The organism is Citrobacter sp. wls716 (assembly GCF_005280975.1).
Classification (GTDB): Bacteria; Pseudomonadota; Gammaproteobacteria; order Enterobacterales; family Enterobacteriaceae; genus Citrobacter; species Citrobacter youngae.
Genome location: NZ_SZWX01000025.1, coordinates 223,126 through 243,249, shown reverse-complemented (window position 1 = coordinate 243,249; position 20,124 = coordinate 223,126). Strand labels below are relative to the sequence as shown.

Here is a 20,124-nt window from a genome sequence, read left to right as displayed (position 1 = left end):
GCGAAGCGCCACCGGGCATTGTTTTATGCTGTACGTTTATGTGGATTCAGTGTCTTTAGCGGAGCGGCACCGGCGTCGCATTTGGCTGGCAGCAGCAGCGCCATCAGCGCGGCCAGAGCCAGTGAGATAGCCAGGCAGTAAACCCCCGCATCTTTGCTGTACAGGGTGATGAGTACGCCGACCGCATAAGGACCGCAGAAGCCGCCGAGGTTGCCCAGCGCGTTGATGACCCCACGTGCGCCCCCGGCCATTTCCGCACTGAACAAACGTGCCGGAATGGTCCAGAACACGCCCGCTGCTGATTGCAGGAAGAAGCCGCAGCCGACCAGCGCGGCATAAGCCAGCCAGACGTTATTTTTCAGCGCCACGGAGAGGAACATGCACAGAGCAAAGCCAATCAACGGCAGGCAGACGAACAGCTTGCGTTTGCCGGTGCGGTCAGAGAGAGACGAGAACAGGAACATCCCGGCAATGGCCCCGACGTACGGCAGAATGGCGAGCATACCGACCTGTCCCATGCTGCTGTGCGTCAACTCTTTGAGGATGGTCGGCAGCCACAGGGTGTAACCGTAAATCCCGGTCTGATAGAAGAAGTTCAGCGCGATGAGCTGCCACATGGTTTTATCGGAAAGCACCGCGCCCAGAGAGGCATTTTTGACTTCCGTTCCGGCAATGGCTTTTTGCTCGGCGGCCAGCGTTTCGACCAGGTAATTTTTCTCGGCCTCAGAGATCCAGCGCGCCTCCTGCGGACGGTCGTAAACGGTATAGGCCCACAACACCAGTACAACGACGGAAAGCAAACCTTCAATGATGAACAGCCAGCGCCAGTCGAGAACGGTGATAATCCAACCCGAGAGCGGAGCGGTAATGATCCCGGCAATCGGCACAAACATAATCACAATCGCATTGGCGCGACCACGCTCGGCGTCGGGGAACCAGTTACTGATCATCGTCAGCACCACCGGCAGCATGCCGCCTTCGGCAACGCCGAGTAAAAAGCGCAGAACCAGCAGTTGGTACTGATTAGTGATTAACCCCGTGAGGACGGAAATAACCGCCCAGGCAACCAGCGACCAGCCGATAAATTTCTTGCCGCTGCCGTGAACGGCAATTTTTCCGCCGGGAACTTGTAAAAACAGATAACCGATAAAGAAAATACCGCCAGCCAGTCCCGCCATGGTGGCGGAAATACCTAATTCGGCATCCATTCCGCCCGGCATCGCGAAGGCGATATTGACGCGGTCCATATAAGAAATAATACAGGCGATTAAAATAGGTGGAATAATCCGCAGCCAGCGCTGACGGGGTATATCTTTGAGTGTAGGGCGAGAGGTCATGTTCATATTAATATTCTCGTAGAGTAGTATTTTATTTTTATATTTTTGCTTTATTTAACGTCGCGATACCGTCGCGCAATATTGCTACGCGATGGTTCACATCTGCATTGGCGTTTATTTCCAGCAATTTAATACCGGCAAATTGCAATGGTTCGGCTTCTGCGCAGGCGAATAATTCGCGGGCATGGTCGGTGGTCATCAGGCTTTGTGGGCAGAATGGGGCAAACGGGGCGTGTAAGTCCTGCCACTCACCGTAGTCTCCTGTGATAGTGGTACCGGAGAACATCAGCGCACCCAGTTTTCCAGCCCGTTTGACCTGCTGCGTGTGGGTCAACGCCAGGGCGGGGTTCTGTCCTTCAATGGCCGATCGCGCCCAGTTAATGCACACGCTGATGTCATACCCGGCAATGACCTCCAGCACATTGTCTAACGGCAGAAAGCCTTTGCGCGGCGCAATGCCGGTCATGGCATCGCAATGTTCCAGCACCAGATCGCAGGACCAGTCCCAGGAGGTAATCTCTTTCAGCGAACGGGCAAACGCATCGGTGGCCTGCGCAACATTTGGATTGCTGGCATTGGGTGCGGCATGCAGCTCCAGCGCAATCACTTTTCCGGCGTGGGTCGCATTGATATGGTTGATTTTTTGCTGCAGATGACGGTAATACGCCACGCAGGCTTTACGCTGTTCTTCGTCGCTGGAAGCCAGCCCAAAAGCGCTGTTTGTGCCGCGACGGCGCATGGTTTCCATAATGGCGGTGACCACGATTTGCCAGTCGCCCGGCGTATGGCGCAATAACCATTCGTCGCCTAACGGGTGAAGATGTTCAAGGCAGGGCTGCTCCAGACCGCGAATATCCGGGGTATCGGCGAGCTGTCGCCAGAATTCCTTCTCTTCCTCTTCACTCTTTTGGTGAAATGAGGGTGCACAGGGGTACGCACCGATAATATAACCGGCATTATTAACGCTCATGTTGTGCTCCTTTTTATAAAACTGAAATAGCAACCTTCACAACTATTTTGCGGATCGCCGTGGCGACAGTTTTATGACATGCAGGGCGGTGAACATCCTGCGGGAAAAATATGGCGTAGCTTCCTGGAATCATTTCAATAAACGATTCATGTTCGCTGGCGTGATAAAAAATAATATCGCGCTGTTCTAATAACGATTCACTGATTGGGTTATTCCCGGTATCAATAGCGATCCCGATTTTCTCTTCGCCCCAGGCCAGAAATTGAATATCCAGATAGCGGCGATGCACTTCCGGGCGATTTTCGGCAGCATCACGCGTGGTTAAATCGATAACCTGCGCGAAGATATTTTTACCGTCGATTTCCACCACGCCCGGCTCCAGTTTGCGGAAGTCTGTGCTACGCAGAAAGTCGAGCGCCCTTTCAATCGCCGCGGGTAAACGACATGGGTTAGGCTGAGCGATATGTCCAAAGATCATACTCTGACTCCTTACAACGCCTGAATTTTGGCCCAGACGCTGTCGTCAACGGTGATACCGTTGCGGCGGTTTTCTTCCAGCAGCCTGGTAAACTCGTGCCCCGGCAGGCGGACAGGCGTGTTTTCATCGGCGCGTTCAGCGGTGGTGATGAAATCCATAATCCGCTGCAGTTTGGCGTCGCGGGTGGCGCCGTCGATCAGCTTATCTACTTCAATAGCGATAAAAATCTGCGAAACGCCATATTCATCGCTGTTGTCCTGGGTGACCTCGGCCACGGAAGAACCGTCTGAAAGCAGGGTGGCGATCATATCCAGCACAATCGACAGACCTGAACCTTTCCAGTATCCCATTGGCAAAATACGGCGATTTTTCTCGATAACGCCAGGTTCTCTGGTGAGGTTACCTTCATCGTCGAACCCGCCGTCCACCGGCAGTTCGCGACCGGCCAGGCGATTCACTTCCAGCATGCCGTAGGAGAACATCGACATCGACATATCAACCATGGTGATTGGCGATGAGGGGATCGCGACGATCAACGGGTTAGTACCAATGCGGCACTCTTTCGAACCCCACGGCGGCATGACGGCAATCGAGTTAGTCCAGCAGATACCGATGTAGCCTTTCTCCGCCGCCTGCCAGCCATAGCTGCCGCCGCGCATCCAGTGGTTGGCGTTACGCAGTGCGACCAGGCCAATACCGTGATCGGAGGCCAGCTCAATGGCTCTGTCCATCATCTTTTTCGCCGTCAGATTTCCGATCGAACGCTGGGCATCCCATTGTTCAATCGCTCCCAGGCTGGTAATGCGTTGCGGTTTGGCCTCAGGAATGATGTCGCCGTTATCCAATTGCTGAATAAAACGAGGAAAACGATTCACGCCGTGCGAATAAACGCCGGACTCGGTGGTGCGCGCAAACATTTCGGCACAGGCATCGGCGGTTTCAACGGCAATACCACGTGCCAGCAGTACCCGATTGAACGCATCTTTCAACTGCTCAAAAGTGACTTTCATTCCTGTTTCCTTGTTTAAATTTGATCGCTTTTTTATCTCTAAATTTCACTATGCGAAATCTGATTTCAAATATAGCGATCAAATTTTGACAGATCAACGGGGCACCCTGTTTTTTAAAATCATGAAAATCAAATGGTTGTGTTTTTTCGGTTCAGATCGTGAACTGAAACACACTTTGCGCTACCATCAGAGCGCGACGAAAAGGGGAGCGGAAACGATGGGCACAAAAGAGAGTGAGATGACGCAAGACAAAGAGCGGCCAGCCGGAAGTCAGAGCCTGTTCCGTGGTTTGATGTTGATTGAGATTTTGAGCAACTATCCGAATGGTTGCCCGTTGGCGCATTTGTCTGAACTGGCAGGGCTGAACAAAAGTACCGTGCATCGACTGCTGCAAGGGCTGCAATCCTGCGGATATGTCACCCCCGCGCCCGCGGCAGGGAGTTATCGCCTGACCACCAAATTTATTGCCGTGGGTCAGAAGGCGTTGTCGTCACTGAACATCATCCATGTTGCTGCGCCGCACCTTGAAGCGCTGAATATCGCCACCGGTGAAACCATCAACTTCTCCAGTCGTGAAGACGACCATGCGATTTTGATTTATAAGCTGGAGCCGACGACGGGCATGCTGCGTACCCGCGCTTATATCGGTCAGCATATGCCGCTGTATTGCTCGGCGATGGGCAAAATTTATATGGCGTTTGGTCATCCGGACTATGTGGAATCTTACTGGCAGAGCCATCAGGATCTGATTCAGCCGCTGACCCGCAATACGATTACTGGTTTACCGGCCATGTACGATGAGTTGGCGCAGATCCGCGAAAGCAGCATGGCAATGGATCGGGAAGAGAACGAGCTGGGTGTTTCCTGCATCGCCGTGCCGGTGTTTGATATTCATGGGCGGGTGCCGTACTCGGTATCGATTTCACTTTCTACCTCGCGCCTCAAGCAGGTCGGAGAAAAGAATTTACTCAAGCCGCTGCGCGAAACCGCGCAGGCGATTTCAAATGAGCTGGGTTTTACCGTTCGCGATTAGGCGCATGCCTGACGTCGTTCAGGCACCTGACACTATTTAACCGTTTCCCCTGTCCGATCAAAGCGACGGGGGGAATCTCTCTGGCACTCTGTGGTTTTCGCGCAGAGGGAGGGGGCAATGAACGCGTTTATTATGGCGGATGCGGAAAAATGTATTGGGTGTCGTACCTGCGAAGTGGCCTGTGTCGTCGCGCATCAGCAAAACCAGGACTGCGCGTCTGTTTCTTCTGCTGCGTTTACTCCGCGGATCCGCGTGATCAAAGATGACGCCTTTACGACGGCGGTCGCTTGTCATCAATGCGAAGATGCTCCCTGCGCGAATGTTTGCCCAACGCACGCCATTCGTCGTGAACATGGGCATATCTTCGTTGAACAGGCGCGTTGCATTGGCTGTAAAAGCTGTATGCTGGCCTGCCCGTTTGGGGCGATGAATGTCGTCTCCCGCTCGTCTCGGGTGCAGGCGATAAAATGCGATCTGTGCTGGCACCGTGAGGCGGGACCCGCGTGTGTCGAAGCCTGCCCGACCAGCGCGTTGCAGTGTATAGATGCGGTCAGCGTCCAGAAACAACGTCTACGCTCCCAGCCGCTGTGAAAATAGCCCGACCCGTGTCTGGGTCGGGTTTATCATCAGCCTTCCAGCCAGGCGCGTTCGATCTCTTCAGCCAGAATCTTCACGCCAGCCTCGATTTTTTCCGGTTCCGGTACGTAATTCATCCGCATGCACTGATGCGTATGCGGCCAGGGTTTATCCAGCCCTGGGAAGAAGTAATCACCGGGAACCATCAGCACGCCGCGTGCTTTCAGGCGCTGATACAGTAGTTCAGTCGTGATGGGCAAATCTTTGAACCACAGCCATAGGAAAATCGCGCCCTCTGGTTTATGGATCAGGCAGCGATCTTCAGATAAATAGCGGCGAATGATCGCAATAGTCTGCTGAACACGCTGATAATAAAACGGTTTGATAACCGTCTCAGACAGACGCAGCAGGTCGTTGCGCTTAATCATTTCGCACATGATTGCCGGACCCATTCCGCCAGGTGCAAGGCTGATAATGCCGTTCATATTGGTGATGGCGGTGATGATTTTTTCATTCGCAATAATGATGCCGCAGCGGGAGCCCGGCAGTCCCAGCTTGGAAAGGCTCATGCACAGTACAATGTTAGGGTTCCACAACGGGCGTGCTTCGCTAAAGATGATGCCGGGGAACGGTACGCCATAGGCATTATCAATCACCAACGGGATCCCATGCTGGTTGGCCAACCGGTCCAGCTTCATCAGCTCTTCATCGGTGATCACATTGCCGGTTGGGTTGGTCGGACGTGACACGCAGATCATGCCCGTCTCTTCACCGATGTGCAGGTGTTCAAAATCAACGTGATACTTAAACTGACCTTCCGGTAACAGTTCGATGTTTGGGCGTGCTGAGACAAAGAGATCTTCTTCCAGGCCGGAATCGGCATAGCCAATATATTCCGGGGCCAACGGGAACAACACTTTTCGGGTGGTTCCATCGGCGCGACGTCCGGCGAAGAGGTTGAATAAGTAGAAAAACGCGCTCTGACTGCCATTTGTCAGTGCAATATTTTGTGGTTCGATATCCCAGCCCAGCTTCTCACGTAGTAATTTCGCCAGCTCAGACAGTAGCTCGGTTTTACCTTGTGGACCGTCATAATTACAAAGCGCATCAGTGGCTTTGCCGTTTTCCAGCATTTCTGCCAGCAGAGACTGAAAGTAATTTTGCATCTCTGGTATTTGCGCCGGATTACCGCCACCGAGCATGATAGCGCCTGGGGTGCGTAAGCCGTCGTTGAGGTCCTCCATCAGGCGTGTGATGCCTGAATGGCGGGTAAATTTGTTGCCAAAAAGTGAGAATGTCATAGCAGGTGATCTGTCGAACTCAGTATTAAAGTGGCTAACCATAGCGCTACCTATGGCGGGGTGCAAATCAGGCCCACGGAGCAGAATTGATGTTTTGTGCTGCAGATTTTTTTCTGGATAGTTTTTTATATTGAATCTGGCTTCCCGTGCCGTTGAGCATGAGAAGCCTGTTGGGATCAGGGTTGACCGGCCCACACCACCATGGCTTTATCGTCGCCATGTTCGCGGATAAATCCGTATCCCTGCTTCAATGTCAGCGTGGTCTGTTTACCGGCGCCAATGGCGGGATGTCTGGCTCGGAACTGACTGATGCGCTGCCAGTGAGCGACGCTGGCGGCAGATTTTCCGCTAACGTCCTGCCAGTTCATCTGCGAGCGTGTACCCTGTAACGGGTCTGAGCCGGTTGGGCCGAAAGGTCGTGCCGACTCGTCGCCATAAAAGAGTTGTACCGCGCCCGGCGCCAGCAGCAATAGCTCGGCGGCTTTATCTCCACCTTCGCGGAACAAACGCGTATCGTGCGAGGAGAGATAGCTCAGGACGTTGAAGTCCTGCAGTTTATCCGCCATCTGCTGCCAGGTGAGATCCATATTTGCCAGACAATCGACGGCCTTTGCCGCCTGCTCCTGATAGTCGAAATTGATCATCGCGTCGAAGCCGTGATGGTAATAATCGCTTTGCATGACGCCGTGACCCCAGGCTTCGCCGGTCATCCAGAAGGGTTTATCATCCAGCGCTTTATCCGGGTTGGCTTTCTTCCATTCGACTAACGCCGCGCTGGCCTGTGTTTTTAGCTGCTGCCAGGCGGGAAGCTCGACGTGTTTGGCGGTATCGACCCGAAAACCGTCAATCCCGTAATCACGTACCCACTGACTGAGCCAGTGCGTCAGATAATCCCGGGGCGTGTAACCAGCAATGGCTTTGGCGTGCGTATCCGGCTTGTGCTGATAAAAGTTTGGCAGTCCGGAAGGTGTGGTGGATTCGGTTTTCAGATCGGGCAGGAACGCCAGCGACATGGTCAGGTCATCAAAGCCAGGATTGTCGTAATCGCCAATATCGGTGCGGATCCAGTTTTTCCCCCACCATTTTTCCCAGCCGACTTTATCACTGAAATTGATGTAATCATTAAAACTGTGCCAGCTCTGCCCGGCAGCGGGTTTCCAGTCCGTCCAGCGTTCACCGAGCGTTTTTTTCAGCTCATCGCCCGATAAGTACAGCGCCCCAAACTGATACTCCTGCATATCCGCCAACGTGGCGTAGCCGGTATGGTTCATTACCACATCAAACAGGACACGGATACCGCGCTGGTGTGCGCCATCTACCAGCGCACGCAGATCCACTTCGTTACCCATGTTGGCATCAATCGTTGTCCAGTCCTGGGTGTAGTAGCCGTGGTAAGCGTAGTGGGGAAAATCGCCTTTGGCGCCACCCCCAACCCAGCCGTGGATTTGCTCAAACGGTGCGCTGATCCACAAGGCGTTGACGCCCAACTGTTGCAGGTAGTCGAGTTTACTGGTGAGCCCGCGCAAATCGCCTCCGTGGAAAGTGCCAATTTCCTGCATGCCATCGTTGCGACGTCCGTAGCTGTGGTCGTTGCTCGGATCACCATTCACAAAGCGGTCCGTCAGGACGAAATATACCGTGGCGTTATGCCAGTCGAAGGCGGCGGGGGCATCGGTTTCTGCCCGTTCCAGCAGCAATAGCCCGTTACTGGTTGCGGCGGGCTGTAAGGTAATCGACCCGTTTTTCACCGTTGCCGTTTGCTGACTGTAGAAATCGCGCACCACGGCGCCTTCCGGGAAAGTCTGGCTCACGTCCAGTGTTAACGGCGAACCATCCCATTTCGGGCACTGGCGAATCTGGACGGTGGCGGGCTCTGCGGCGTTTTTGACTGAGAGCATCAGGGTCGGCGTGCCGGAGCGGGTATCGACTTCCAGCGTGTAATCGCCGTCTTTGAATAAACGCCACTGCGGCGGCGCGCCTTCACACGGTTTTAGCGACAGCATCTGGTTGAGTTTTATCGCATCAGCAGGCTGCCAGCACTGTTGGTCAAAATTCAGGATTAAAGGGCGAGTACCCTTCGTCAACGCTGCATGGCTGACGAATTTACCCGTACCTTCCGCTTCGAAGGTGGGAAGTTCTGGAGAAGTCCATGATGAGGCGATGGCAATGCCGGGTATCAGCGCCAGCGCAACGGCGGCAAGTTTCATAATGCTGTCCTTGATGCTGCGATTTACGCCAGTTTGCCAGTGAAATCAGAGCGGAAACTCATCCTTAGCGTCGATTCCGCCCGGATGAGAGATGAGGGTGAGCGATCACGCGCAAAAAACGACCTAATTTTGCGATAACCTCCACATTTTCTTCGAATTAACCGCACCCGGAACGGTTTGTACGTGACATAGTTTCAGAATTGGACTATTCCTTTGGGTGCTCTTGACGGCTATTTTTGATATGATTTGAGATTCATCTCTCATTTTTGTGAAAAATATAAGGTGTTGGAATGTTTAAATCCGACCAGGAGACCTAATGATATTGACTCCCATTCGACGATATGGGGCAATGATTCTTATGTTACTCACCATTGCATTTTCGGGTGAGGTGCTGGCAAAGACACACACGGCGACAACGAGTCATAAGCCCCAGGTAATCAAGGCAAGTAATACACAGGTAAGCAGTAAACAAGAGTATTCTCGCAATAGTGCAAAGAGTAGTTCACTTCCTGATTTGCGAAAATACCCTTCCGGAACACCAAGGAAAAAAGCGTTTCTCCGGACGGTTATGCCTTATATTACCAGTCAAAATGCTGCCATTACGGCGGACCGTAACTGGCTGATCTCAAAGCAGTACCAGAATCGCTGGTCACCGACTGAGCGTTCGCGTATGAAAGACATCGCGAAACGCTACAAGGTGAGCTGGTCTGGCAACACGCGTAAAATTCCATGGAATACGCTGCTTGAACGCGTAGACATCATTCCTACCAGTATGGTGGCGACTATGGCTGCGGCTGAAAGCGGTTGGGGCACATCGAAACTGGCGCGTAGCAATAACAACCTGTTTGGCATGAAATGTGTCAAAGGCCGCTGCAACAATGCACCCGGTAAGGTGAAAGGCTACTCACAGTTTGAATCGGTAAAAGAGTCGGTGAATGCCTATGTCATTAACCTGAACACGCATCCGGCATACTCTTCCTTCCGTAAATCGCGCGCGCAGTTGCGTAAAGCCGATCAGGAAGTGACAGCGACCGCGATGATCCATAAGCTGAAGGGGTACTCCACCAAAGGACAGAGTTACAATAACTATCTGTTCGCGATGTACCAGGATAACCAGCGTTTAATCGCCGCGCATATGTAATTTCCACAGGCCTGATGGCACGACGCTTATCAGGCCTGTGAGCCGCTCTGCAGGCCGGATAAGGCGAAACCGTCATCCGACACAATTCCCCTACAGCAACACCTCACTGTTCATGTCACGGTACTCTTTTGGCGTCGTGTCGTATTCTTTCTTGAAAACGGAATAGAAATACTGCAACGACGGGTAGCCGCACATTTGTGAAATTTCGTTTATCGCGAGCGTCGTGGAGATCAACAGGCTACGCGCTTTTTCCAGTTTTTCGGCATGAATCACGGCGTGGATGGTTTCCCCGACCTCGTCTTTAAAGCGCTTCTCGAGATTCGAACGTGAAATCCCTACTGCATCCAGCACTTGCTCGACTTTGATGCCTTTACAGGCATGGTTGCGGATAAAGTGCATTGCCTGAATGACAGCGGGATCGGTCAGTGAGCGATAGTCGGTTGAACGACGATTCACGACGCGTACCGGAGGCACCAGAATACGTTGCAGCGGCAGTTCTTCATTCGCCAGTAAGCGGTGCAGAAGTTTTGCTGCCTGATAGCCCATTTGTCGCGCGCCCTGAGCAACGGATGACAGTGCGACGCGGGACAGGTAACGGGTGAGTTCTTCGTTATCGATCCCAATAACACACAGTTTTTCCGGCACCGGGATATGCAAATGCTCGCAGGCCTGCAGAACATGCCGCGCACGCGCGTCGGTCACGGCGATAATACCGGTTTGCGGGGGTAAAGTTTGCAGCCAGTCCGCCAGTCGATTTTGGGCGTGTTGCCAGTTTTCTGGTGCGGTTTCCAGCCCCTGATAGACAACACCACGGTACTTCTCTTTGGCGACCAACTGGCAAAAGGCATATTCACGCTCGGCAGCCCAGCGCTTGCCGCTGGAAGAGGGCAGACCATAAAATGCGAATCGGTTGACCCCTTTTTCTTTCAGATGCAAAAAAGCGCTTTCCACCAGTGCATGGTTATCGGTCGCAATGTAATGGACGGGGGGATAATCGCTTTCAAGATGGTAGGAACCCCCAACGCCGATGATCGGAACATCGACATCGGCAAGTAATTGCGCAATGTCATCATCGTCATAATCAGCAATAACACCGTCGCCTAACCAGTCTTTGATATTATCAATACGGGCACGGAAATCTTCCTCAATGAATATATCCCACTCGGATTGCGATGCCTGTAAATATTCACCTACGCCCTCTACCACCTGACGGTCATAGGCTTTATTAGCATTAAATAATAGGGTGATGCGGTGTCGTTTATCAAACATAAGAGCCTGTCCTGAAAGGTTAACGTGGCCTGTCAATACTACCAAAACCGCAGGTGCGACTACTTGATGAAGCGTGACAAATTTCTTATTTGCGTAACGCTACGCAAAATTCACACACCCCGACCAGGAAGACAATTGTCATTTCTTATCTGTGTATTACGGTTTTTTGTTTATTGATGAAGAGCCGATCGCGATCGCTTTTTTAATTGCTTATTCAGTGTGCATTTTTGGGAGCCAGCGCACATTTGGGTATTCTCTTAATGGCGGTGTGAAATAACGTAATTGAGCAATAAATCAGGAAATTCCAGTATGACTGTATCGCAGTTTACTTGCCGTATTACCTGATTATGGAGCTTATTATGCAGGCTTATTTTGACCAACTCGATCGCGTTCGTTTTGAAGGTACAAAATCCACTAATCCACTCGCATTTCGCCATTACAACCCTGATGAAATCGTGCTGGGCAAGCGCATGGAAGAGCATCTGCGCTTTGCCGCCTGCTACTGGCACACTTTCTGCTGGAACGGCGCGGATATGTTCGGTATGGGGGCATTCGACCGTCCGTGGCAACAGCCGGGTGAAGCATTGGCGCTGGCAAAACGTAAAGCGGATGTGGCATTTGAGTTTTTCCATAAGCTGAATGTGCCTTACTACTGCTTCCATGATGTTGACGTCTCGCCTGAAGGCGCGTCACTGAAAGAGTATAAAAATAACTTTGCCCAGATGGTGGATGTGCTGGCGGCAAAACAGGAACAGAGCGGCGTGAAACTGCTGTGGGGTACGGCAAACTGCTTTACTAACCCACGTTATGGCGCAGGTGCGGCGACTAACCCGGATCCGGAAGTCTTCAGCTGGGCGGCTACGCAGGTCGTGACTGCCATGGATGCCACACATAAGTTAGGTGGCGAAAACTACGTCCTGTGGGGCGGCCGTGAAGGTTATGAAACGCTGCTTAATACCGACCTGCGTCAGGAACGTGAGCAGATTGGCCGCTTTATGCAACTGGTGGTCGAGCATAAACACAAAACAGGTTTTCAGGGCACCTTACTGATCGAACCGAAGCCGCAGGAACCCACTAAACATCAGTATGACTACGATGCCGCGACTGTTTACGGATTCCTGAAGCAGTTCGGTCTGGAAAAAGAGATCAAACTGAATATTGAAGCAAACCATGCCACGCTGGCAGGCCATTCGTTCCACCACGAAATCGCTACGGCGATTGCTCTGGGGCTATTTGGTTCCGTCGATGCGAACCGTGGCGACGCGCAACTGGGCTGGGACACTGACCAGTTCCCGAACAGCGTAGAAGAGAATGCGCTGGTCATGTACGAAATCCTGAAAGCGGGCGGTTTTACCACTGGAGGCCTGAACTTTGATGCCAAAGTCCGTCGTCAGAGTACTGATAAATACGATCTGTTCTATGGTCATATTGGTGCGATGGATACCATGGCGCTGTCGCTGAAAATTGCGGCCCGTATGATTGAAGACGGTGGCCTGGATCAGCGCGTGGCAAAACGTTATGCCGGTTGGAATGGTGAGCTGGGCCAGCAAATTCTGAAAGGTCAGATGACGCTGACGGAAATTGCGCAGTACGCTGAACAACATAACCTGGCACCGGTGCACCAGAGCGGTCATCAGGAATTGCTGGAAAATCTGGTAAACCATTATTTGTTCGACAAATAACGGACTGCTGAGTACGTCCGTAAGCCCGGATAGCGATTTGCTACCGGGCCTTTCTTTAAGGAACGATACCCTATGTATATCGGGATAGATCTTGGTACATCAGGCGTAAAGGCCATTCTGCTCAACGAGCAGGGCGATGTGGTGGCCTCGCACACGGAGAAACTGACCGTCTCGCGCCCGCATCCGTTATGGTCGGAGCAGGATCCTGAACAGTGGTGGCTGGCGACGGATCGGGCTGTGAAAACGTTGGGCCAGCAGCATTCGCTTCGCGAGGTGAAAGCGTTGGGGATTGCCGGACAGATGCACGGTGCGACGCTACTGGATGAGCAACAGAAGGTTCTGCGTCCGGCAATCCTGTGGAACGATGGTCGCTGTGCTGAAGAGTGCGTCATGCTTGAGGAGCGGGTTCCGCAATCGCGTGCCATCACCGGCAACCTGATGATGCCTGGCTTTACCGCCCCTAAATTGCTGTGGGTGCAGCGCCACGAACCGGACATTTTCAGCCGGGTTGATAAAGTTCTGCTGCCGAAAGATTACCTGCGTCTGCGTATGACCGGAGAGTTTGCCAGCGATATGTCGGATGCCGCAGGTACGATGTGGCTGGATGTCGCGAAACGTGACTGGAGTGACGTCATGTTGTCTGCGTGTCAACTGACTCGCGCACATATGCCGACCTTGTACGAGGGCAGTGCGATTACTGGAACGCTGTTGCCTGGTGTCGCGCAATCCTGGGGCATGTCAGAGATTCCCGTAGTGGCGGGTGGCGGTGATAACGCGGCGGGGGCGGTTGGCGTCGGCATGATGAATGCCGGTCAGGCTATGCTCTCGCTGGGGACTTCCGGGGTCTATTTTGCGGTCAGCGACGGTTTTCTCAGCAAACCGGAAAGCGCAGTCCATAGCTTTTGCCATGCTCTACCTGAACGGTGGCACCTGATGTCCGTGATGCTAAGTGCGGCATCCTGCTTGGACTGGGCGGCAAAACTAACCGGGATGGCAAGTGTACCTGCGCTGATTGATGCCGCACAGCAGGCAAATGAGCAGGCTGAACCGGTCTGGTTTTTACCCTATCTCTCAGGTGAACGTACGCCGCACAACAACCCGCAAGCGAAGGGTGTCTTTTTTGGTCTGACGCATCAGCATGGTCCGGCAGAACTGGCGCGAGCGGTACTGGAAGGTGTGGGATTTGCCTTAGCCGATGGTATGGATGTGGTACATGCCTGTGGCGTGCAGCCCGCCAGCATTACACTGATTGGCGGTGGGGCGCGCAGTGAATACTGGCGTCAAATGCTGTCTGACATCAGCGGATTGCAGCTGGATTACCGTACCGGCGGTGATGTTGGCCCTGCACTCGGTGCGGCGCGCCTGGCGCAAATTGCCATCAATCCGCAACGGCCATTATCTGACCTGTTGCCTCAGCTTACGCTGGAGCAGGCGCATTATCCTGACGCCGGGCGTCATGCTCTTTACCAACAGCGTCGAGAAACCTTCCGCCGAATCTATCAGCAATTACAACCACTGATGTCCTGACCCTAAATCCCCTCTGGTAAACAGAGGGGATTTATCAAATATATATTTCAATCTAATAAATAATTGGCGTGCATGAATTTATTCTGAAAGTCCGGCGTAGTGGCATTTTTCTGTGTTGTCTTTAGCGGGTTATTCATATTGTATCCATGATGGATAAGGAGATCCCAATGAAGACGACAAGGCTGTTGCCCTGGATATTATTCCTTTCTGGCGCGCTGATTTACGTTATTGGCTTTTGGCAGGCATGCCCGTTATTGAGTGGCAAAGGCTATTTTTTCGGCGTGCTGATGGCGGGAATGTTTGTGACATATGTTTATCAGCGTGGTGAAAATCTCAATCAGAGCGACGAACGCTTCGCCTCTGTGTGTCAGATGGTGGCACTCATCACGATAGGATTGCTACTGGTGGGTGTGTGGAACGCTCCATTAGCGCCCATTGAAAAGGCGCTGTACCCAGCGGCATTCTTTATTTGTTTATGGGGGCAAATTTTATTGTTGCGCTCATCAGAAAATACACCTAAAGGACAGGAACTCTGAATGGATAACAGAACTTCAACGTATTCTCCCGCATTTAGCATTGTGTCATGGATAGCGCTTTTCGGCGGCATTGTGACGTATCTTCTGGGGCTGTGGAATGCGGGTATGCAGTTGAATGAAAAGGGGTATTACTTTGCTGTGTTGGTGCTTGGTTTGTTTTCTGCTGCGTCGTATCAAAAGACGGTACGGGATAAATATGAAGGTATCCCTACGACGCCGATTTACTATGTAACCTGCCTGGCCGCGTTTGTTATCGCGGTAGCATTACTGGTTGTTGGTTTGTGGAACGCCACCCTGTTACTCAGTGAGAAAGGGTTTTACGGTCTGGCTTTCTTTTTGAGTCTGTTTGGCGCAGTTGCCGTGCAGAAAAACATTCGCGATGGTGGTTTTGAACGTTCAAAAGAAACTGTGGCGATTGCAGAAGAGTTTACGGAATAATCGGTAGCCCCCCGTTCGGTAACGAGCGGGGGTTTTTCATTTTAACTTACCAGCCTGCGCGTATCGATGCGCTGCAACAATATGGACAACAGTAAACTTCCTGCCAGCGTGGCGCTAAAAATCCACAATATATCCAGCGGCGGCCAGTTCTTGAGTTCTATGCCGTTGGTGCGCAGCGCGTGAATGATCAGCGCATGAAAGCCATAGATGCCCAATGAGTGGCGGGAAATAAGGCCCAGTACCGGCAAAGTGCGCGTGCTGAGCGTATTTTTGACCAGCGTCAGAAGTGAGGCGGCACAGATAAATACCGCTGGTCCGCAGTAGAGATACCAGGTATCGGCAAAATTGCCTCGCCACTGGAGCTCATGCAGTGTCCCGCGGGAAATAACAAACACGGCGACAATACACAACGCTGCGCAGAGCCAGGTGAGTGAGCGCTTTTGTGTCTCCATCATACCAATTGCCCGGCCCAGCATGCCGTATAGAATGTAGTAGAACGTATCGCCGCTGATGTACAGGTTGATGGGAAGCCACTCAAAGCCGCCAATTTTTTGCGAGACGGTATTGGGATTGGCAATCACGCCTATCACCACCATCAATGCCAGCAGCATTTTTCCGCTGACATTTTTCACCTGAATAAGCGGGGATACCAGGTAGATAACGGCAATAGCGAAGAAAAACCATAGGTGGTAGAACACCGGCTTTTGCAGCAGGTTCTTCAGCGACAGCTCAGCGTTGATCGAGGTAAACAGCAGGATGTAGGCCAGCGCCACGCTACTGTAAAACAGAATGCAGAGCGCGATGCGCGTGAAATGGCGCGGTTTGGCGCTGCGTTCGCCGAAAAAGAGATAACCCGAGATCATAAAAAACAGCGGGACGCTGACGCGAGAGGCGGAATTGAGCACGTTGGCCAGATCCCAATTTACCGGGCTGACGCTTTGCGCATTGGTGATGTACCAGGTCGTGGTGTGAATCATCACAACCATTAAACAGGCGATCCCGCGCAGATTATCAATCCAGTAAATTTTGGGCTGCATCAGTTCCTCTGTTTTCATTAAAAAAAGTCTGACCAATATTTGCGAACATCGCTCACTGGATTAATCCGAGTTATTACGCTAAAGCTTGTGATGGCCTGGGGAGATTCTCACAATAGGATCCGTTCCCAGACACTAATAATAAGACTGACCAGCAAACCAGGCGGTAATAAAATGATGATGAAGTATTTCTTTCCCGCAATCCTCACGCTGCTGCTGGTGGGATGCGCCGATCCACAATCGTCAACACCCGTGCAGAAAGCGCAAAAGGGCAAAATTACCGCCACGCGTTCGCTGGATATGGAGTCATTGTGCAAAAGTGAAGCATCGGAGCTTTATAATACGGGTGCCCAGAAAATTGCTATCACCGGCCTTGAGCAATTTCAGGGTAGCTATGAGATGCGCGGTTCTACCTTCCGCAAAGAGAGTTTTGTCTGCTCATTTGACGCAGACGGGCAGTTTTTGCACCTTTCCATGCGCTAAGTTCCCCCTTTTTCCCGTTTCGTACTGTATATCTTGCAGCCAGCGGGTATACTGATCGCTTCCTTTAAATCCACACGTATCCAGCACGAAATAATATGCAAAAGTTTGATACCAGGACCTTCCAGGGCTTGATCCTGACCTTACAGGATTACTGGGCTCGCCAGGGCTGCACCATCGTTCAACCATTGGACATGGAAGTCGGCGCGGGGACATCTCACCCAATGACCTGCCTGCGTGCACTGGGGCCGGAACCGATGGCGACTGCTTATGTGCAGCCTTCTCGTCGTCCGACCGACGGGCGCTATGGCGAAAACCCGAACCGCTTACAGCACTACTATCAGTTCCAGGTGGTGATTAAGCCGTCACCGGACAATATTCAGGAATTGTACCTGGGTTCTCTGAAAGAGCTGGGTATGGACCCGACCATTCACGATATCCGTTTCGTGGAAGATAACTGGGAAAACCCAACACTGGGCGCCTGGGGTCTGGGTTGGGAAGTGTGGCTGAACGGCATGGAAGTCACGCAGTTCACCTACTTCCAGCAGGTTGGTGGTCTGGAATGTAAGCCAGTTACCGGGGAAATCACCTACGGTCTGGAACGTCTGGCCATGTACATTCAGGGCGTAGACAGCGTTTACGACCTGGTCTGGAGCGACGGTCCGCTGGGCAAAACAACCTACGGCGACGTGTTCCATCAGAACGAAGTGGAGCAATCCACCTACAACTTCGAATACGCCGATGTGGACTTCCTGTTCACCTGCTTCGAGCAGTACGAGAAAGAAGCGCAGCAGCTGCTGGCGCTGGAAAACCCGCTGCCGCTGCCTGCGTATGAACGTATTCTGAAAGCCGCCCATAGCTTCAACCTGCTGGATGCGCGTAAAGCCATCTCCGTCACCGAGCGTCAGCGCTACATCCTGCGCATTCGCACCCTGACCAAAGCAGTGGCAGAAGCTTACTACGCTTCCCGTGAAGCCCTTGGCTTCCCGATGTGCAACAAAGACAAATAAGAGGCGGCCATGTCTGAGAAAACTTTTCTGGTGGAAATCGGCACTGAAGAGCTGCCACCAAAAGCACTGCGCAGCCTGGCTGAGTCCTTTGCTGCGAACGTTACCGCGGAGCTGGACAACGCTGGCCTCGCGCACGGCAATGTTGAGTGGTTTGCCGCTCCACGTCGTCTGGCGCTGAAAGTCGCTGCCCTGGCAGAATCTCAACCCGATCGTGAAGTTGAGAAACGCGGGCCGGCCATTGCCCAGGCGTTTGATGCTGAAGGTAAACCGAGTAAAGCGGCAGAAGGTTGGGCGCGCGGTTGCGGTATCACGGTTGATCAGGCTGAGCGTCTGACCACCGACAAAGGCGAGTGGCTGCTGTATCGCGCGCATGTGAAAGGCGAAAGCGCTGAAACGCTGCTGCCGAACATGATCGCCACTTCGCTGGCGAAGCTGCCGATCCCGAAACTGATGCGCTGGGGCGCGTCTGACGTTCACTTCGTGCGTCCTGTTCACACCGTGACCCTGCTGCTGGGCGACAAAGTCATTCCGGCAACGATTCTGGGAATTCAGTCCGATCGCGTGATCCGCGGTCATCGTTTTATGGGCGAGCCTGAATTTACTATTGATACTGCCGATCAGTACCCGGAAATCCTGCGTGAGCGCGGCAAGGTGATTGCCGATTACGCCGAGCGTAAAGCGAAAATCAAAGCCGATGCTGAAGAAGCGGCGCGTAAGATCGGCGGTAACGCTGACCTGAGCGAAAGCCTGCTGGAAGAGGTCACCTCGCTGGTAGAATGGCCGGTCGTGCTGACCGCGAAGTTCGAAGAGAAATTCCTCGCGGTTCCGTCTGAAGCGCTGGTACACACCATGAAAGGTGACCAGAAGTACTTCCCGGTTTATGCGAACGACGGCAAATTGCTGCCGAACTTTATCTTCGTGGCCAACATCGAATCGAAAGATCCGACCCAGATTATCTCCGGTAACGAGAAGGTGGTTCGTCCGCGTCTGGCGGATGCCGAATTCTTCTTCAATACCGACCGTAAAAAACGACTGGAAGATCATCTGCCGCGTCTGCAAACCGTGCTGTTCCAACAGCAGCTGGGTACGCTGCGCGACAAGACTGACCGTATCCAGGCGCTGGCGGGCTGGATTGCTGGTCAAATTGGCGCTGACGTTAACCACGCAACGCGTGCTGGCCTGCTGTCCAAGTGCGATCTGATGACCAACATGGTCTTCGAGTTCACCGACACCCAGGGCGTGATGGGTATGCACTACGCGCGTCACGATGGCGAAGCGGAAGATGTTGCTGTGGCGCTGAACGAGCAGTATCAGCCGCGCTTTGCCGGTGATGACCTGCCGTCTAACCCGGTGGCTTGTGCCGTGGCGATTGCTGACAAGATGGACACCCTGGCGGGTATCTTCGGTATTGGTCAGCATCCGAAAGGCGACAAAGACCCGTTTGCGCTGCGTCGTGCTGCGCTGGGCGTGCTGCGTATCATCGTTGAGAAGAACCTGAATCTGGATCTGCAAACGCTGACGGAAGAGGCTGTTCGTCTGTATGGCGATAAGCTGACCAACGCGAAAGTGGTTGATGACGTTATCGACTTTATGCTTGGTCGCTTCCGCGCCTGGTATCAGGACGAAGGTTACACCGTCGATACCATTCAGGCCGTGCTGGCGCGTCGTCCGACTCGTCCGGCTGATTTCGACGCACGTATGAAGGCGGTTTCACACTTCCGTACGCTGGAAGCTGCTTCTGCACTGGCTGCCGCGAACAAGCGCGTATCAAATATTCTGGCGAAGTCTGAAGAAACGCTGAACGACCGTGTGAATGCGGCAACGCTGAAAGAGCCGGAAGAAATTGCGCTGGCGATGCAGGTTGTGGTGCTGCGCGATAAGCTGGAGCCTGTCTTCGCTGCCGGTCATTACCAGGAAGCGCTGGTTGAGCTATCTGCGCTACGTGAACCGGTCGATGCGTTCTTCGAGAAAGTGATGGTTAACGTGGAAGATAAAGATCTGCGTATTAACCGTCTGTCTATGCTCGAAAAACTGCGTGAACTGTTCCTGCGCGTGGCGGATATTTCGCTGCTGCAGTAACACGGTCCTGAGTTGA

The 20,124-nt window shown here is 52.8% G+C and carries 18 protein-coding genes; 10 read left to right on the top strand and 8 right to left on the bottom strand.

Going from position 1 to position 20,124, the window contains the following annotated elements:
- Positions 1-23: 23 nt before the first annotated feature.
- The 4 genes from FDX24_RS09040 to yiaK are packed head-to-tail and all read right to left on the bottom strand — an operon-like array spanning position 24 to position 3,795.
- Entirely contained in the window at positions 24-1,343 is a 1,320-nt protein-coding gene (locus FDX24_RS09040; protein ID WP_005120509.1) for an MFS transporter, read from the bottom strand.
- A 31-nt stretch (positions 1,344-1,374) separates the two neighbouring features.
- Positions 1,375-2,307, bottom strand: coding sequence for a DUF4862 family protein (locus tag FDX24_RS09035; protein ID WP_137364164.1), 933 nt, complete (start codon positions 2,305-2,307; stop codon positions 1,375-1,377).
- Between the two features lie 13 nt (positions 2,308-2,320).
- The gene (locus FDX24_RS09030) at positions 2,321-2,785 is read right to left on the bottom strand and encodes a YhcH/YjgK/YiaL family protein (RefSeq protein WP_137364163.1); all 465 of its coding nucleotides are present in this window, start codon (positions 2,783-2,785) and stop codon (positions 2,321-2,323) included.
- 11 nt (positions 2,786-2,796) lie between these two features.
- Positions 2,797-3,795: a 3-dehydro-L-gulonate 2-dehydrogenase gene (yiaK, locus tag FDX24_RS09025; RefSeq protein WP_137364162.1), complete on the bottom strand. Its 999-nt coding sequence runs from the start codon at positions 3,793-3,795 to the stop codon at positions 2,797-2,799.
- 217 nt (positions 3,796-4,012) lie between these two features.
- On the opposite strand from yiaK, the gene yiaJ reads away from it, so the two are divergent.
- The gene (gene yiaJ / locus FDX24_RS09020; RefSeq protein ID WP_048213806.1) at positions 4,013-4,828 is read left to right on the top strand and encodes an IclR family transcriptional regulator YiaJ; all 816 of its coding nucleotides are present in this window, start codon (positions 4,013-4,015) and stop codon (positions 4,826-4,828) included.
- A gap of 117 nt (positions 4,829-4,945) precedes the next feature.
- Positions 4,946-5,419: a 4Fe-4S dicluster domain-containing protein gene (locus FDX24_RS09015; RefSeq protein WP_121585195.1), complete on the top strand. Its 474-nt coding sequence runs from the start codon at positions 4,946-4,948 to the stop codon at positions 5,417-5,419.
- Positions 5,420-5,454: 35 nt separating this feature from the next.
- Here FDX24_RS09015 and avtA read toward each other — a convergent pair whose 3' ends face one another.
- Together avtA and malS are read right to left on the bottom strand one after the other, a co-directional pair.
- A complete protein-coding gene (gene avtA / locus FDX24_RS09010; RefSeq protein ID WP_048213674.1) occupies positions 5,455-6,705 on the bottom strand; it encodes a valine--pyruvate transaminase in 1,251 nt (416 codons plus the stop codon).
- 176 nt (positions 6,706-6,881) lie between these two features.
- A complete protein-coding gene (gene malS, locus FDX24_RS09005; RefSeq protein ID WP_137364161.1) occupies positions 6,882-8,912 on the bottom strand; it encodes an alpha-amylase in 2,031 nt (676 codons plus the stop codon).
- 316 nt (positions 8,913-9,228) lie between these two features.
- Between malS and FDX24_RS09000 the strand changes: the two genes are divergently transcribed.
- Positions 9,229-10,053 (top strand): protein bax, encoded by an 825-nt coding sequence (locus tag FDX24_RS09000; RefSeq protein WP_086523491.1) that lies wholly within the window; start codon positions 9,229-9,231, stop codon positions 10,051-10,053.
- A 90-nt stretch (positions 10,054-10,143) separates the two neighbouring features.
- On the opposite strand, the gene xylR is transcribed toward FDX24_RS09000, so the two are convergent.
- A complete protein-coding gene (xylR, locus tag FDX24_RS08995) occupies positions 10,144-11,322 on the bottom strand; it encodes a D-xylose utilization transcriptional activator XylR (protein ID WP_048213671.1) in 1,179 nt (392 codons plus the stop codon).
- 359 nt (positions 11,323-11,681) lie between these two features.
- Between xylR and xylA the strand changes: the two genes are divergently transcribed.
- From xylA to yiaA, 4 genes are all read left to right on the top strand, one after another.
- Complete coding sequence (gene xylA, locus FDX24_RS08990; RefSeq protein ID WP_048213670.1) at positions 11,682-13,004, top strand: xylose isomerase; 1,323 nt, start codon at positions 11,682-11,684, stop codon at positions 13,002-13,004.
- A 72-nt stretch (positions 13,005-13,076) separates the two neighbouring features.
- Positions 13,077-14,531 carry a xylulokinase gene (gene xylB, locus FDX24_RS08985; RefSeq protein ID WP_115642697.1) on the top strand — a complete coding sequence of 485 codons (1,455 nt, stop codon included), beginning with the start codon at positions 13,077-13,079 and terminating at the stop codon, positions 14,529-14,531.
- Positions 14,532-14,698: 167 nt separating this feature from the next.
- Positions 14,699-15,067 (top strand): inner membrane protein YiaB, encoded by a 369-nt coding sequence (yiaB, locus tag FDX24_RS08980; RefSeq protein WP_101742807.1) that lies wholly within the window; start codon positions 14,699-14,701, stop codon positions 15,065-15,067.
- The gene (gene yiaA, locus FDX24_RS08975) at positions 15,068-15,505 is read left to right on the top strand and encodes an inner membrane protein YiaA (protein WP_137364160.1); all 438 of its coding nucleotides are present in this window, start codon (positions 15,068-15,070) and stop codon (positions 15,503-15,505) included.
- Positions 15,506-15,546: 41 nt separating this feature from the next.
- Here yiaA and FDX24_RS08970 read toward each other — a convergent pair whose 3' ends face one another.
- Positions 15,547-16,542, bottom strand: coding sequence for an acyltransferase (locus tag FDX24_RS08970; RefSeq protein ID WP_061068777.1), 996 nt, complete (start codon positions 16,540-16,542; stop codon positions 15,547-15,549).
- Between the two features lie 171 nt (positions 16,543-16,713).
- On the opposite strand from FDX24_RS08970, the gene FDX24_RS08965 reads away from it, so the two are divergent.
- From FDX24_RS08965 to glyS, 3 genes are all read left to right on the top strand, one after another.
- The gene (locus tag FDX24_RS08965) at positions 16,714-17,022 is read left to right on the top strand and encodes a YsaB family lipoprotein (RefSeq protein ID WP_061066792.1); all 309 of its coding nucleotides are present in this window, start codon (positions 16,714-16,716) and stop codon (positions 17,020-17,022) included.
- A 95-nt stretch (positions 17,023-17,117) separates the two neighbouring features.
- The gene (gene glyQ, locus FDX24_RS08960) at positions 17,118-18,029 is read left to right on the top strand and encodes a glycine--tRNA ligase subunit alpha (RefSeq protein ID WP_001168551.1); all 912 of its coding nucleotides are present in this window, start codon (positions 17,118-17,120) and stop codon (positions 18,027-18,029) included.
- Between the two features lie 9 nt (positions 18,030-18,038).
- Positions 18,039-20,108: a glycine--tRNA ligase subunit beta gene (gene glyS, locus FDX24_RS08955; protein ID WP_048213666.1), complete on the top strand. Its 2,070-nt coding sequence runs from the start codon at positions 18,039-18,041 to the stop codon at positions 20,106-20,108.
- Positions 20,109-20,124: the final 16 nt, after the last annotated feature.